The 15,973-nt window shown below is 67.7% G+C and carries 8 protein-coding genes and 1 other RNA gene; 1 reads left to right on the top strand and 8 read right to left on the bottom strand.

Going from position 1 to position 15,973, the window contains the following annotated elements:
• Window positions 1-114: 114 nt before the first annotated feature.
• The 8 genes from pbpC to trxA form a co-directional block, all read right to left on the bottom strand.
• Entirely contained in the window at window positions 115-2,427 is a 2,313-nt protein-coding gene (pbpC, locus tag BG61_RS05640; protein WP_081867986.1) for a penicillin-binding protein 1C, read from the bottom strand.
• Window positions 2,428-2,431: 4 nt separating this feature from the next.
• A complete protein-coding gene (locus BG61_RS05635) occupies window positions 2,432-8,371 on the bottom strand; it encodes an alpha-2-macroglobulin family protein (RefSeq protein ID WP_035930519.1) in 5,940 nt (1,979 codons plus the stop codon).
• A 122-nt stretch (window positions 8,372-8,493) separates the two neighbouring features.
• Window positions 8,494-9,870, bottom strand: coding sequence for an MATE family efflux transporter (locus BG61_RS05630; RefSeq protein WP_035930517.1), 1,377 nt, complete (start codon window positions 9,868-9,870; stop codon window positions 8,494-8,496).
• Window positions 9,871-9,941: 71 nt separating this feature from the next.
• A complete protein-coding gene (locus tag BG61_RS05625) occupies window positions 9,942-11,699 on the bottom strand; it encodes an ArnT family glycosyltransferase (RefSeq protein WP_035930514.1) in 1,758 nt (585 codons plus the stop codon).
• A gap of 319 nt (window positions 11,700-12,018) precedes the next feature.
• On the bottom strand, window positions 12,019-12,273 hold the full coding sequence (locus BG61_RS05620) for a type B 50S ribosomal protein L31 (RefSeq protein WP_035930512.1): 255 nt from the start codon (window positions 12,271-12,273) through the stop codon (window positions 12,019-12,021).
• Window positions 12,274-12,427: 154 nt separating this feature from the next.
• Entirely contained in the window at window positions 12,428-13,297 is an 870-nt protein-coding gene (locus tag BG61_RS05615) for a M90 family metallopeptidase (RefSeq protein ID WP_232256097.1), read from the bottom strand.
• A 332-nt stretch (window positions 13,298-13,629) separates the two neighbouring features.
• Window positions 13,630-14,895 carry a transcription termination factor Rho gene (gene rho / locus BG61_RS05610; protein WP_035930509.1) on the bottom strand — a complete coding sequence of 422 codons (1,266 nt, stop codon included), beginning with the start codon at window positions 14,893-14,895 and terminating at the stop codon, window positions 13,630-13,632.
• 247 nt (window positions 14,896-15,142) lie between these two features.
• Window positions 15,143-15,469, bottom strand: a complete 327-nt coding sequence (gene trxA, locus BG61_RS05605; protein WP_008349330.1) for a thioredoxin TrxA — start codon at window positions 15,467-15,469, stop codon at window positions 15,143-15,145.
• 342 nt (window positions 15,470-15,811) lie between these two features.
• Between trxA and ffs the strand changes: the two genes are divergently transcribed.
• An RNA gene (gene ffs / locus BG61_RS39710) (signal recognition particle sRNA small type) lies at window positions 15,812-15,910 on the top strand.
• Window positions 15,911-15,973 lie beyond the last annotated feature (63 nt).

Raw genomic sequence — 15,973 nt, 5'->3', positions numbered from 1 at the left:
CATGGCGAAGCCGCTCAATATTTAACGTTGTTGACGCACGCCGGATGACGTTGTCTGGGACAAACCCTGTAAAACTTCGTGATCCCGATGTTGATCGCGATGTTGTTCGAGATGTCATCGGTCCGTATTCGACAGCGAAATGGCGGATTGCGGCGAATCCTGCGGCGGCGCGCGGGGCGTCCGGGACGCACCTGTCGAATGAGCAGCCGCTTTTGTGGCGGAATGTTGCACACGGTCCGGCCTCCGGGCGAACGCGCCGCGCACTTCGAACGCCACCGTATCGAGCACCGCGCCTTTTGCATCGACGAGTTCGAGCGTGTGGCGCCCCGGCCAGGGCTGCCACGCGACGCGAGCGGCGGCGCCGAGCGGCTTGCCGTCGAGCCGCCACGCGTTCGCGCCCGGCGCCCCGCCCGCGCGCTCGAACCAGATGCGCTGGCGTTCGGCGGGAATGTCGGGGTCGAGCGCGAAGATGGTGCCGTCGGTGGGCGCGCCGATCTTCGCCGCGCCGCGTTCCGTCGCCGCCGCGTTTGCCGCGAGTCCGATGTTCGTCATCTGCGTGCCGCGCAGGAACCAGTCGTCGCGGGACGGCTCGACGTGATCCTGATACGCGATGCGCGTCTTCACGACGCCCGCCGGCGCGAGCGGCCCGCGGCTCGCGGCGTCGCGGTGCAGGTAGCCGATCAGCGCGACCCACACGGGTGCCGCGCCGGTGACGCCGGAGACGTCCCACATCGGTGCGCCGTCCGCGTTGCCGACCCACACGCCCACGGTATAGCGCGATGAATAGCCGATTGCCCAGTTGTCGCGCATGTCCTTGCTCGTGCCGGTCTTGACCGCGCTGAAGAAGCGCGTCGCGAGCACGCTGTCGAAGCCGAACGTGCGGGTGCGCGCGTTGTTGTCCGCGAGGATGTCGGTGACGATGAAGCTCGCCTCGGGGCTGAAGACGCGCGTGCCCGGCGGCGGGGGCGCGTGGCGACCGGGATCGAAGACAGCGGGCGCGACAGGACGGGCGACCCCGCCGTTCGCGAGCGCCCGATACGCGTTCGCGAGCGACAGCAGCGTGACGTCGGCGCTGCCGAGCGCGAGGCTGAAGCCGTAGTAGTCGCCCGCCTGCGTGAGCGGCAGGCCGAGCGCGACGAGCGTCTTCGCGAAGCGGTGCGGCGTGACCATCACGAGCGTGCGCACGGCAGGCACGTTGAGCGACGAGCCGAGCGCCGTGCGCACGCTCACCCAGCCCTTGAAATCGTGATCGTAGTTCTGCGGGATGTAGAGGCCGCCGCCCGCGGCGAGATCGAGCGGGGCGTCGTCGAGCAGAGTGGCGGCGGTGAGGCGCTTCTCGTCGATCGCCTGCGCGTAGAGAAACGGCTTGAGCGTCGAGCCGGCCTGGCGCGCGGCGAGCACAGCATCCACTTCCGGCGCATTCGACAGGCCGCCCGCCGAGCCGACCCACGCGAGCACGTCGCCCGAGCGGTTGTCGATCACGATCGCCGCGCCGTCGTGCACGTTGCGCGGCGCCGCGCGCGAGTTGAGCTCGACGAGCGTGCGCGCGAGCGTGTCGCGGGCAAAGCGCTGAAGCCGGGCGTCGAGCGTGGATTGCACGCGCGCGCCCGCCGCGGGATGCACCTCGCCCGCCACGCGGCGCGCGAAATGAGGCGCCAGCGCGTCGTAGCCGGAGGAAACGGGCGAAGCCGACGCCGTGCGCGTGAGCGTGAGCTGCACGTAGCTGTCGAGATTCGCGCAGCCGCGCTCCGTGCGCACGTCGTGCACATCGTGCATCTCGCGCAGGATCGCGCAGGTCCGCGCCGAGACCTTCGCATACGGCGCGTTCGGCGCGCGCACGAGCGCGGCGGCGAGCGCGGCCTCGCGCTCGTCGAGTCCGGACGGCGCCTTGCCGAAGAGCACCTGCGACAACGCCGGCAAGCCGACGATCTCGCCGCGAAACGGCACGAGATTGAGATACGCCTCGAGAATCTGATCCTTGCGCCACGCGTGATCGAGCCACAGCGCGCCTACCGTCTGCTGCGCCTTTTCCCCGAGCGAGCGGCGCCCGGGGGGCTTGCCCGCGTCGTCGATGAGGCCGGTGAGCTGCATCGTCACCGTCGAGGCGCCGCGCGTGCGCGTGTTCCACAGGTTGCCCCACGCGGCGGCCGCGGCGCCGCGCCAGTCGACGCCGCTGTGCTCGTAGAAGCGCTTGTCCTCCGACACGACGATCGCCTCGCGCAGCGCCGGCGACACGTCGGCGAGCGCGACCCAGTCGCCGCGCCGCGCCGTCTTGTCGACGCGCACGCGCTGCACCGGCTCGCCGTCGCGGGCGAGCAGCACCCAGTCGGAGCTGCGCCAGTTGCCGCGCACTTCGTCGAACGTCGGCCACGCGTGCACCGCCGCCGACAGCACGCATCCGATGACGAGGCACGCGGCGCGCTTCATGGCGTCACTTCGCGGCAAGCGGCGCGACGACGACCGGTGCGTTCGGCGCCGCGCCGAACGCCGAGGGCGCGTAGAGCGCTTCGACGCGCGTCGGCGGCAGGCCGAACGTGCCGACGTTGTTGAGCCGCACGGTGTATTCCACCTGCAGCCTGCCCTTCGGCACATGGTCGTAGTACGCGCGATAGCCGTCGAAGCCGCGCTCGATGAACGTTGGCCACGCGCCTTTGGGACTTTTCTCGCCTTCGGTGGCGGCTTCCGAATCGCGGCCGAGCCCGGAGCCGAGGATCGTCGCGCCCGCCGGAACGGGATCGTTGACGACGACCCAGGTCATGTCGCTCTGCGCATCGATGTCGAGCCGCACGCGCACGATGTCGCCGCGCGAGAGCACGCCCTTCACGGCCGGATCGACCGGTGTCATCGTCTTCGTGATCCGGTAGCCCGCCGCGAACGGTGCCTTCAGCGCGACCGCCGCGAGGCTTTCGACCGTCGTCCACGGCTTGCCGCTGCCGGCCTGGGTGAGCGTGAGCGGCGGCGCCGCCCACGGGAGCGTGACGCTCTGCGGCGTGCCGGCGGACTGCCACGCCACCGTCTTTTCGGCCGATCCCAGCCGGATTTTCGTCTCTCCGCTGACCGGCGCGCTCTCGAAAAGCCGCGAAAAGCGCTCGACGGCGAGCGTGCCCCAGAGATTAGCGGTCGTCGTCTGCCAGGCGCCATTCTTCTGCAGCGCCAGCAGGCCGCCGACGAGCCGCGGCATCTCGTCCTTCCAGCCGGGCGCGTCGGCGAAGAGGAGCGCGGTGCGCGCCGCGTTCGACTCGGTGCCGGTCATGAGCCAGTACAGGTCGTCGTCGCGCTCCGTCGAGAACGTGAGGCGCGTGCCCTGATACGTGAGGCGTGCGCGCAGGATCTGCTCGGCCTGCGCGCGCTTGTCGTCGCGCTGCGCGATGCCGTCGACGCGCGACAGGATCGCGTAGTAGTCGAGCAGCGCCGAAGTCGGCCACTGCTCTGGCGCGATCACGATCGAGCCGAGCATGCGCGGCTGCGCCAGGCCGTAGCGCGAGAGCGCCTCGATGGCGGCGAGCTTGCGAAGGTCGAGATCCTGGCGCGGCGCCCAGACGTTGCGCTCGATCCTGCCTTCGACGAAGTTCGCGAGCCCTGCCGCGAGCTTGCCGCGCAGTTCGACGGGCAGCGCGAAGCGGCGATCGGCCTTCGATGCCTCGTCCGCCGCCGCGAGCAGGTAGGCCGTGAGCGTCGGGCTGCCGTTCGGCTTGCTGTCGCCTGCGGGCGGGAAGTAGTTCGCGAGGCCGTCGCGGTCCAGATACGAGGGCAGCCGCGCGAGCACGGCCTGCCATTGCGCGGCGTCGGCGAGACCGAGCGCGCGCGAGCTCTGCTGTTCGAGGCAGGTGTAAGGATAGCGCTCGAACCAGCGGCGCACGCCCGGCAGGCCGTCGGCGAGCTTCGGCTGCAGCGACACCGCGACACCGCCGCGCAGCACCCCGTCGCTCGACGAACTCGCGTCGGCCGGCGGCGCGACGGGCAGCGTGAGCGTGCCGTCGATTTGCGAGATGGTTGCCTGCTGCACCGTCACGGGAATCGCTGCGTAGAGCCGCTGCGTGAGCTTCACGGCGTCGCTCGCCTTTGCGCCGCCTTGCTCGGCGGCGCTCACTTCCCACGCGAGCGCCGCCGCCGGTGCCGCGCCGATCGTGTCGGGCGCCGTCACGTCCCAGGCGATTTCCTGCGACGAATCGGGCGCGAGCGCAACGGTTTGCGCAGTGAGCGCGAGCGGCGGCACGCGCGGTGTCACGACGACCTGCATCGCGCGCGAGGTCGTGTTGCGCAGCGTGAACTGCGCGCGGAAACGGTCGCCGACGCGCACGAGCGGCGGCAGGCCCGAGATCAGCTGCAGGTCCTGCGTGCTGCGGATCGACGCGCTGCCGCTGCCGAACTGGCCCGCGCCGACCGCCGCGATGGCGACGACGCGAAAACGCGTGAGCGCGTCGTTGAGCGGCACGTCGACTGTCGCCTCGCCGTTCGCGTCGAGCCGTATGCGCGGGTTCCACAGCAGGAGCGTGTCGAAAAGCTCGCGCGTCGCGCCGTGGCCGCCGCCGCCGCCCGCGGGCACCGCCTTGCGCCCGAAATGCCGCCGCCCGACGATCTCCATTTGCGCGGTCGAAGTCTCGACGCCGTACGCGCGGCGCTCGAGCATCGCGTCGAGCACATCCCAGCTGCGGTTCGGCATGAGTTCGAGGAGCGCTTCGTCCACCGCCGCGAGCGCGATCTGCGTGCCCGCGGGCGCGGGCGCGCCGCCGGGCAGGGCGACCCGCACCTTCACGTGCGCCTTCGAGCGCACCGCGTACGATTTCGCGTCGGGGCTCACGGTGACGGCGAGCCTGTGCGGCGCCGTGCCGACCCTGATCGCGGCGAGCCCGTAGCGGAACGCTGGCTTCGACAGATCGACGAGCGGCGTCGGCGCCTCGTACTGGCGGCCTTCGTACCAGAACGCGCGCGCCCATTCGACCGGCGCCTTCCAGCCCCACGTGAAGAACGAGTACCACGGCACCTCGTGAATCCGCCCGCGCAGCACGAGCACCGACACGTACACGTTCGGCCCCCAGGCTTCGTCCACCCTCAGGTCGATCGTCGGGTCCTTGCCGCTCAGCTCGATCACGTCCGTCTGGATCACGCCTTCGCGCTCGACGGAGACGAGCGCCGTCGCGAGCCGAAACGGCATGCGCACCTGAAAGCGCGCGGTCTCGCCCGGCTCGTAGCTCGTCTTCTCCGGCAGCACGTCGATGCGGTCGGTGTTGTCGCCGCCGAACCACAACGGGTCCGCGCGCGTGACCCACACCGATGTCGTCGCGTTCGCCGCGCGGCCCTCGCCGTCCTTCGCGACGGCGATCAGGTCGACGTTGCCCGTGTCCGCAAGCGTCGCGTTGCAGGAGAAGAGGCCGTGCTCGTCGCTCTTGCCGCTGCACAGCGTGCCGAGATCCTTCGTTTCCGTGTGGTTGTCGTACGCGTAGAAGCCGCCGACCATGCGCTTGCGCGCACTCGACATCACCCGCGCGACGCCGTGGATCTCGAGCGCGACGCCCGCGCGCGGCTTGCCCTGCAGATCGACGGCGAGCGCCTGCACCGGCACCGCGCCGCCAACCGACACCCACTGTCCCGCCTTGATGCCGGCGGCAACCGACGCGGGCCAGAGCGTCGCATCGCCGCGAATCGTCTGGATCTCGCCGCTCGGGTCGGCGAAGGTTGCTTCGAGCGCGAGACGCCTGGGCGCGTCGAGCACCGGCAGCGGCTTCACCGTGACCGTGCCCGCGCCGTTGCGATCGAGCGTGACGGGAAGCCGATCAGCGACGAGTTTCGCCGTCGATGCCTGTTCTTCCGCGCTTTCGTCGTCTTCCGCGGGGGCGCCCGCGCCGTTGTCGGCGGGCTTTCTGTACGGCGCGAAGCTGAAGCTTTCGTGTTGCGGCGCGAACGCGGGCGACGTGTCCTTCAGCAGCGCTGACACCCGCACCGGCAGGTTCGACGCCGGGCCGCCCGACACATAGTCGAGCTGCACGGCGACGGCAGCCTCCTTCGCGGCGACGAGCGCGCCCGTCGTCTCGCCGCGCACGGCGACCGAGCCCTTGAACACCGGCAGACGGAATTCCTCGACGCGAAAGCTCCCGGATTCGTAGGACCTGCGGGGCGCTGAGGTGCCGCTGGTGTCGTCATCGCCCGATCCGTCGTCGAGCGAGACGGCGTATTCGCCGAGCTTCGCCGCCACCGGCACCGCGAACGCGGAATCGGCGCTGTGATCGGCGGCCCACTTGAGCGGCAGGTGATACGTCTGACCGCTGCCGAGATGGCGGATCGTCACGCGCGACGGATAGTGGTCGGTAAACGCGAATCCGCTCACCGTCTCGACGCGCATCAGATGCTTCATCGACACCGTCTCGCCCGCCCGCACGAGCGTCCGGTCGAACACGGTGTGGGCGAGCGTGGTGCGCTCGAGGCTCATGTCGGTCGGCACGTTGAAGCGCCACGACTCGATGCCGCGATTCCAGTCCGAGCGCACGAACGCCATGTCGGGGCCGGTCGCGGGATCGTCGAGACGCGCCGACACGAAAAAGCCGTCGTAGGCGAAGCTGTTCTCGTCGCACTGCCGCAGCGGCGCGAGCGGCTTGCTGATGGTTGCGAGCCCGTTCACGTCGCTCTTGCCGACGGCGAGCTGGTCGCCGTTGCAATCGGTCACGCGCACCTGTGCATTCGCGACGGGCTTGCCGCTGTCGAGCGCGGTGACCCACACGACGCTCCTTTCGCGTCCCTGTTTGAAGTGCACGCCGAGGTTCGTGACGAGCACGGAGGTGCGCACGTACATCGGCTGGCGCTTGCCGAGCAGCGACGCGCCGAGCGCCGGGGAGGCCAGCTCGACGACATAGAAGCCGGGTTTCGCAAGCGGAATGCCGACGACCTCGAACGGCCTGAGAGACCGGGGATCGGCGGCGGGCAGGCTCAACGCCTCGACGCCCGGCCGGCCGTCCAGCAGCGACAGCGAGCGCACGTCGATCAGCGGATCGTTCGTGCTGCCGCCGCTCGCGTGCACCGGCGCGGCGCCGTCGGCGAGCATCTGCGGCATCGCCCTTGCGATCTCGGAGCGCGGTATCGACACGCGGTCGAAGCGCTCGACGTCGCGCATCCAGCGGCGGATGTCGTCGTCGGCGTCGACCTTGAGCTTCGTCACGCGCGACGCGCCCGCGCTCAGGCCCTTCACGTGCAGGTCGGCCTCGACGTTGCGCAGCGTGACGGGCAGCATCGCGGGCACGTTGCGTTCGGCAAAGCGCTCGATGATGCCGAACGTGGAGGAGGAGAACTTCGCGAGCGGCGGCATCGGCGCGGTCGCCACCTTGAGCGGGAAGAGGTCGGCGTTCGCGAGCGTGCGGCCGCTGACGTCCTTCAGACCGGGCGGCACCGCGATGGTCAGCTCCGCGCGCTCGGGCAGCGGCGCGGCGAACTCGACCGTGTCCACTTCGCTGCGCTTGTCGTTGTCGTCGAAGCGCGGCGCGCGGTCGCCCCCGGGGCCGCGCAGCACGATCTTCCCCGCGTCGGCGCGGGCAACCGGCGCGCTCATGCGCAGCCGCAAGGGCCGCAGCGGCGTGCAGGGCGCCTTCGCGTTTTCACGCTCGCACGAGAAGCTCGCTGTAAACGGCGGGCGCACGGTGAAGTCGAAGCGCCTTTCGACCGCGTTCGCGACGCCCCCCGGTCCCGCGACGCCCCCACCGTAGACGAACTGCATCTTCGCCGCGGACGGCAGCGTCTGCTCGCAGGCGAGCGTGAGCACGCGATCGCTCTCCTTGTCGAGGCGGAAGTGCCTGAGCAGGGCGGCGCGTGCGGGGGCGTCCAGCAATTTGACGGGGATGCGGTTGCCGATCCCGCTCGATTCGCACCAGATGTTCGCGAGCACGGAGCTTTCGGTCGCGGGGCCGGTGAGGCGCAGCACGAACGCCTGGTCTTCCTCGATCTCGCCGCCGCGCGGCAGCATGCGTGTGACGAACGGGCCGCCGGTTTCGAAGGAAAAATGCCGCGTGCCGGCGAGCGCGGTGCCCGCCGCGGACTTGAGTCCGTCGCTGAGTTCGATCGAGCAGCGCACGCCGGGCGGCAGGTCGGCGGGGAAATCGTAGGCCCAGGTCTTCGCGTCGATCCAGCGCGCGGTGCCGGCAAGCGCCGCGGCCGGCGCGCCGCTGCACGCGAGCTTGCCGGGCGCAGGCGCGCCGGGGCTGCCGAAGGCGATCATCGGCTCGTCGAACTTCACGAGCGCCTGCCGCACGAGCGCCACCTTGCCTTGCGGCGACACGCTCACCGCGCGGGCGGCGTCGGCACGATCGGTCGCAATGCCGAAAACGACGGTCGCGAGGACAGCCGTCGCGGCCAGCATCCATTTTTGTTTTGTTTCGACGCGGCTCATTCGCGCTCGCTCCGGATCGGCAGACGCAGCCGATTCTACCGGACCCATACGCCTTGCTTTCAACTGGCCTGCGCCGGATGGCAGCGGCCGCGCGAATCGTTGCGCCGGATGCGCGGTCCGCTCTAGCGCTGCAGTTCCGGCGATTCCGTCGCGACCGAGATGTGGCGGGTGCTGACCTTGCGCCAGTAGAGAAAGAGCCCGACGCCCGCCACGCCGAGGCTTGCCGTGTTGGCGATCCAGAAGCCGCGCGCGCCCTGCAGCCACTGCGGCACGTTGCCGCCCGCGTTGAAGCCGAGCAGATAGCCGCCGCCGAGCCCGATGCCCCACAGCGCGAGCGCGTAGATCAAGGTCGGCACGAGCGTGACCTTGTAGGCGCGCAGCACGAAGGCGGAGGTGATCTGAAGGGCATCGAAGAGGTGATAGAACACGATGATGAAGACGAGCGGAATCGCCGCCGCGATCACCGCTTCGTTCGGCGTATAGGCCGCGATGATGAACGGCCGCGCCGCGAGCACGATGCTCCCGTAGACGCAGGCGATCAGGCAGGCGAGCCCGATGCCGTGCCGCGCGAGCGACGCGGCGTCGTCGAAGCGTTTTGCGCCGAGCGCCTGCGAGACGAGCGTCGAGGCGGCGATGCCGATGGACAGCGGCGTCATGTAGAGCACCGCGCCGAGATTGCCCGCGATCTGGTGGCCCGCGAGCGTCGTCGTGCCGAAGCGCGAGATGAAAAGCGCCATGAACGTGTACGACGTCACCTCGATCAGGTACGAGAGGCCCATCGGAATGCCGAGCTTGAGCAGCGCCGCCTGGCGCTTCCACACCGGCCAGCAAAAGCGCGAGAACACGCCGAACGGCCGGAAGAACTCGAACTTCACGAGCACCGTCATGCCGACCGCCGCGAGCGCCCAGTTGATGAGCGTGCTCGCGACCGCGCAGCCCGGGCCGCCCATCGCCGCCACGCCGAAGCCGCCGAAGATGAACCACGTGTTCAGCGGAAACTTGACGACGAGCGCGCCCACCTGCAGGAACATCACGAGCCGCGGCTTGCCGATGGCGTTCGCAAGCGAACTGTAGACGCGAAAGACGAGGCTCGCGGGCAACCCGAGCGCGAGAATGCGCAGATACGCGACCGTGCGTTCGTGCAGCGCGGGCGGGGCGTCGGCGAGACTCAAGAGCGGCTCGGGAAAATAGAGCAGCACGAAGCCGAGCGCGGCGAGCGCCGCGGCGAGCCACAGCGCCTGGCGCACTTCCTCGCCGATTTCCGCTTCGCGCCCCGCGCCGAAAAGATGCCCGGCGATCGGCTGCAACGCGACCAGGATGCCGGTCAGGCCGATATAGATCGACACGTACACCGACGAGCCGAGCCCGAGCGCCGCGAGGTCGGTGGCGGAGAAGCGGCCGACCATCGCCGTGTCGATCACGCCGAACGCGATGATCGCGAGCTGGCCGATCAGCACCGGCCACGCAAGCGACGCGATCTGCCGCACGTCGGCGATCATGGCGCGGGTGGTCGGCTGCGTGGAGGGTTGCATCGGGAGCGCGGCGTTCGTGATGGTTTGCTGCGCGCGGCTTATGGCTGGCGCAGCGTCTTCGGGCGCGCCTTCTTGACGGGCGGCACCGGACGCTCGATGCGCACGTAGAGGCGAAAGCGCTCGTCGCGGTCGGCGACCCGGCGGCCTTCCCAGACGAGCTTCCAGACGAACGCCGACATCGACGGCGGGTCGCCGTAGTCCGCCCGGTCCTGGCGCAGGATCACGTCGCAGTCTTCGTCGAACGAAAAGTGCATGTCGCCGAAGTAGGCGAAGGTGGCGATCTGCGCGTCGCCCAGGCGCGCGGGCGAAATGCAGGTGTAGTCGTGCGGCAGGTGAGCGGCGATCTGCAGCGCGACGTCGCGGTACGTCCGGCTGTAGTTGACGACCGGCAGCCACAATGTCATGAGCAGCACCCACATCAGCGTGGTGCCGGCGCTCGAGAGCACGACGCTGCGCCACAGCACCTTCGGATGGCGCGCGAGCCGCCAGCGCGCGAGCAGGAACCAGCACACCGTGACCGCCACCGCGCACACGAACGACAGAATCTTGAATTGCGGACTGAAGCCGGGCGCGAGTCGCGCGAGATTGCGCGCGAGAGGCGCCGGAAAGCCGAACATGCCGGCCGTCCAGACGAGCCAGACGAACGTGCTGAGGATCGTGAAGCTCAGCATCGCAAACCAGTCGATCGCGTTGATCGCGCCGCGCTTGAGCGTCGGCAGGGCGAAGGTCGCGAGCACGGAAAGCGGCGGCAGAAGCAGCATGAAGAGACGGTTCGTCTCGCGCGCCTGCAGCACGACGAGGATGAGGAGCGGCCCGATCACGGACATCGGCACGGCGACGTGCGGCGAGCGGCGCTGCCCGCCCCAGCTCACCAGCGTCCAGATCGCGAGCGGCCACGCGGGCCACGTGAAGAGGGGCAGGTTCTTCATCGCGTAGCCGAGCACTTCGGTGGGCGGCCCGGTGAACGTGTGGAAACTGTTGCGCCACCACTGGCGCAGCCACCATTCGCCGTCTTCGGGATAGAAATGCAGCGTCGGCAGCACCCACGCGGCGATCAGCACGACCGCGACCGGCAGCCCCATGATCAGGAGCGGAAGCGGGCGCACCTCGCGCACGATGATCGTCATCGCGAGGGTGCAGATGAGGAGCGCGAAGACGAGCACCGGGCTGCTCGACAAGCCGACCACGCCGATCGCCGCGCCCCAGATGAGCGCGCCCTGCACGGGCTTGTCGATGCTGCGCACGAGCCCGTAGACCAGCATCGCGGTGCCGGCGAACTGCGCGAGCTGCGGCGTGGTTTCGTGGCCGCGCTCCGCGAGCCCGAAGCAGGCGAGCAGGATGAGCAGCGCGCCGTCGGCGAGCGTGCGGCCGTAGTCGCGCGGCTCGGGCTCCCCGCCGAACGCGTACTTGAACGGCTGCGCCTCGTCACGCCGGCCGAGCAGATAGGTGGTGTACCAGACGAACGCGCACGCCACGCAGAAGAGCAGACCCGTCACGACCCGCGACGCGTTGCTCGCGTCCACCCAGGGCCTCAGCAGCCGGATCGAGATCGCGCCGAGCCAGTACATCAGCGGACCGTCGGCGGTGAGCGCCTTGCCGACGAGATTGGGCAGCAGCCAGTCCTTCGCGTCGCCGTTCGCCATCGTCCACATCACGCCGAAGCCCGCCGCGTCTTCGTTCTTCCAGGGGTCGCGCCCGAAGAGGCCGAACGACGCATAGACGATACAGATGGCGAGCAGTAGCCAGCGTGGCAGGGCGCTGGTGGCGGAAGCGGTTAGACGGACGACAGATCGCATGCGAAAAGGAACAGAGGATGGGAAGACCGGCGGACTTCGGTGTCGCGGGTGCGGCGAGGTGCAACCGCGCCCGCGCGAAGCCCGGGCCTGTGCGCGGCTTCGAGCATCCGGCATTGTAGTCGCGAGCCGCCCGGCGCGTCACCGCCGTGGGAGCAACCGATGTAACCACGCGCAACACCGGGTCCGCGGATGGCGGGACATGCAGGCAGGCAGCCGGGCACTGAAGCGGATCAAAAGCGGGCGGCGACAAAAAAGGGCAGCGAAGGCTGCCCTTTTTGCGGGTATCGGCGCTCGGCCGACGCCTGAGACGTCGCCGTCCTTACTTCTTCGACGAAAACGCTGCGAACTTCTTGTTGAACTTCTCGACGCGGCCGGCCGTGTCCATGATCTTTTGCTGGCCGGTGTAGAACGGATGCGATTCCGACGACACTTCGATCTTCGCGAGCGGGTAGGTCTTGCCTTCGAACTCGGCGGTTTCGCGCGTCTGGATGGTCGAACGCGTCACGAACTTGAAGTCGTTCGACATGTCGACGAAGAGAACTTCGCGGTAATTCGGGTGAATGCCTTCTTTCATGGTCTTTCCTGATATCTGACGGTAGCCAGCCCGCTGGATTGTGCCCGAACCGCCTCCGAACCCGTGTCCGATCCATTCGGACACCGACTCCGGACACCGGCTTTGAGCGCGAGCCACTTGCCTGAGGTCGAAAAACGGCGATTATGCCAGAAAATCAGTCGTTTGACATGTCTTGCGGCGACTTCTCGCCGGAAAGCGCGCCGACGCGCGCCGGGTCCTGCCGGTAATAGCGCGCGAGCAGCCGGTACAGCTCGGGATAGGCCGCCTCGAACGCGTTCGGCGCGACGAACAGCGCCTCGCTGCACACGGCGAAAAACTCAGACGGATGGTCGGCCGCGTACGGATCGATCAGCGAATCGCGCTCGAACCGGCTCCAGCGGCGCGCCGGCACCGCATCCACCTCGGCGCAGAAATGGTCGTACGCGTTGTCGAAGACGCCGGCCCACGCGCTTTCGTCGAGCGGCGCATGCCAGCGCCGAAAGAGCGGCGGATGGCCGTTCGCCTCTCCGTTCACCATGTCGATCTTGTGCGCGAACTCGTGGATCACGACGTTATAGGCGTCGGTGCTGTCCGTCATCTGGGCGTCCTCCCACGACAGCAAGACGGGTCCACCTTCCCACGCCTCGCCGCTCGCATCCTGTTCGACTTCGTGGACGACGCCGTCTTCGTCCTCCACCGTCTTCCTGATCAGGAATTCGCCCGGATAGACGATCACCCCGACCCATCCGCGATACAGGTCGAGGCTCAGGTTCAGCACCGGCAGGCACGCCTGCGCGGCGATCGAGACGATCATCGCGTCGGTGAGCTGCAACTCGTGCGCGGTCGAAAACTGCTTCTGCGCGATGAAGAGACTCGCGTTTTCGCGCAGGCGGGCGAGATCGGCCGCGTCGAGGTGGCCGAAGAAGGGGAGCGCGTCGAGCGTGCTCTGCCAGAGCGCATCGTCGATCGCGTATTTGCGTAGCGCCCGTTCGCGGCGCTGCGCGCCGAACCAGCGCGCGAACGTGGACATGAATGGATTGGGCATCGGTCAGTCGATCTGTTTTGCCACACGCGAAAATTCCGCCGGCAAGCGTAACGCACGCCGGCCAGGCGCAGACTGTCCAGCGTCCCGAGAGAAGCTCGCTGCGGCTCGCGTGGGAGAGCCGCTCGCGTTCGATAGTTTGCCGCAAGAGCGATTGTACGGACTGGACCGCTCGTGCTGCTCCGTACGATGTTCCGGCGCCAGCCGCCGTGCATGAACGCCTGCGCGGCGAAGCTTGCCCGGTGGCACTGCGGTGCGGCGAGCCAAAGCGCAAGGGCAAAAAAAAACCGCCCGGCAAGCGGGCGGCTTTTCTCGCGACGCGCGCGGGATGAGGATCAGCCCCCGCCGCGGCGCATCAGATCGAAGAATTCCGAATTGCTCTTCGTCTGGCGGATCTTGTCGAGCAGGAATTCCATTGCTTCGACTTCGTCCATGTCGTGGATGAACTTGCGCAGCACCCAGACCTTCTGCAGCAGGTCCGGCTTGATGAGCAGTTCTTCGCGGCGCGTGCCGGACTTGTTCAGGTTGATCGACGGATAGACGCGCTTTTCCGCGAGACGCCGTTCCAGGTGCACTTCCATGTTGCCGGTGCCCTTGAACTCTTCGTAGATCACGTCGTCCATGCGGCTGCCGGTTTCAATCAGCGCCGTACCGATGATCGTGAGCGAGCCGCCTTCCTCGATATTGCGCGCCGCGCCGAAGAAGCGCTTCGGACGCTGCAGCGCGTTTGCGTCGACACCGCCCGTCAGGACCTTGCCCGACGCCGGTACGACCGTGTTGTAGGCGCGCGCGAGACGCGTGATGGAGTCGAGCAGGATCACGACGTCGTGCTTCATTTCGACGAGGCGCTTCGCCTTCTCGATCACCATTTCGGCGACCTGCACGTGCCGGGCGGCGGGTTCGTCGAAGGTCGAGGCGATCACTTCGCCGACCACCGAGCGCTGCATTTCGGTCACTTCTTCCGGGCGCTCGTCGATCAAGAGCACGAACAGCACGACGTCCGGGTGATTCGACTTGATGGCGTGCGCGATGTGCTGGAGCATCACCGTCTTGCCGGACTTCGGCGACGCGACCAGCAAGCCGCGCTGGCCCTTGCCGATCGGCGAGATCATGTCGATGATCCGGCCGGTCACGTTTTCCTCGCCGCGCATTTCGCGCTCGAGCGGCAGCGGCTTGTTCGGATGCAGCGGCGTGAGGTTCTCGAACATGATCTTGTGTTTCGAGGCCTCGGGCGGCTGTCCGTTGACTTTATCCACCTTCACCAGCGCGAAATAGCGCTCGCCGTCCTTCGGCGTGCGCACTTCGCCTTCGATCGTGTCGCCGGTATGCAGATTGAAGCGGCGAATCTGCGACGGGCTGATGTAAATGTCGTCCGTACTCGCGAGATACGAGGTTTCGGGCGAGCGCAGGAAGCCGAATCCGTCGGGCAGAACTTCCAGGGTGCCGTCGCCGAAAATCGTGTCGCCCGTCTTGGCGCGCTTCTTGAGAATCGCAAACATCAATTCCTGCTTGCGCAGGCGGTTTGCGTTTTCGATCTCGAGGCCATTGGCCATCTCGATCAGTGCTGACACGTGCTGAGACTTGAGCTCGGATAAATGCATACGGATTTCCCGCCAGGGAGAAGAGGTGCGACAGAAAGAATTTGGGGAAGAGATCGAGCGGAACCGCTCTAGGACTTATTCGTCTTGAAGTCTTGTGATTCTAGCATAGCACACGCCGAGCGAGCCTCGGGTGGCGCGGCAAGCAGGTCGAAACGCGCATGTTGTCGTATCACAACAAAGGGCCATGCGTCGGGCCATGCGCCTTCGGGAACGAGGAGCGCCTTTGCGGCGCTCCTCGAGACGGCTGTTACAGGTTGCTGTCGAGGAACGCGGTGAGCTGCGACTTCGACAATGCGCCCACCTTCTGAGCGGCCACTGCACCATTCTTGAACAGGATCAGCGTGGGAATGCCGCGCACGCCGAACTTGACCGGCGTCGACTGATGCTCGTCCACGTTGATCTTCGCGATCTGCAGGCGATCGCCATAATCCTTCGCGACTTCGTCCAGGATCGGGGCAATCATCTTGCACGGACCGCACCACTCCGCCCAGAAGTCGAGCAGGACAGGTTTGTCCGACTTGACGACATCCTGTTCGAAGGAAGCGTCGCTGATATGCTTGATTGATTCGCTCATTATCTGAATACCTCTATCGATTCGAGGCCCGCGTTTGAATGCTCGCCACGATACACTAAACAGGAAAAAATTTCGTTGCGCTGCGGATGAAAACCGCTCGCCTGCCGCACGCGAAAACCCTTACCGGCCGGGCCGCGAACGTGCCGGAGCACGTTGGTTGCGGGTGATTCAAATGTCATCTTAGCTTACTTTGCTATCCGTTGCCGGAGGCCGATAGGCCGCATTTGTGGGCGAAAATACAGAGCGCAAGGGGTACGTTGCAGGGTTGTCGCGCGCATTCGCCATACGGATTTCGTCGACGCCTGGGTGCGCGGCGTCCCGCTCGGTGATACAATTGGCCGTGACGGGCCTCCTCGCATGGTGGCGCGGTCAACCTGGTCAGGTCGGGAACGAAGCAGCCACAGCCGTTTTCCACCAGTGCCGAGGGTCGGGCTCGTCACCTTCCGCTTTTCATTCTTGCTCCCTCGCTGTTCCTGTTGTTCCCCTTCGGTTATCCCTGTCGGC

This window comes from Caballeronia glathei (assembly GCF_000698595.1).
GTDB lineage: Bacteria > Pseudomonadota > Gammaproteobacteria > Burkholderiales > Burkholderiaceae > Caballeronia > Caballeronia glathei.
Note: the sequence above shows the minus strand (reverse complement) of the source record. Positions and strands in the feature narration are given on the sequence as shown.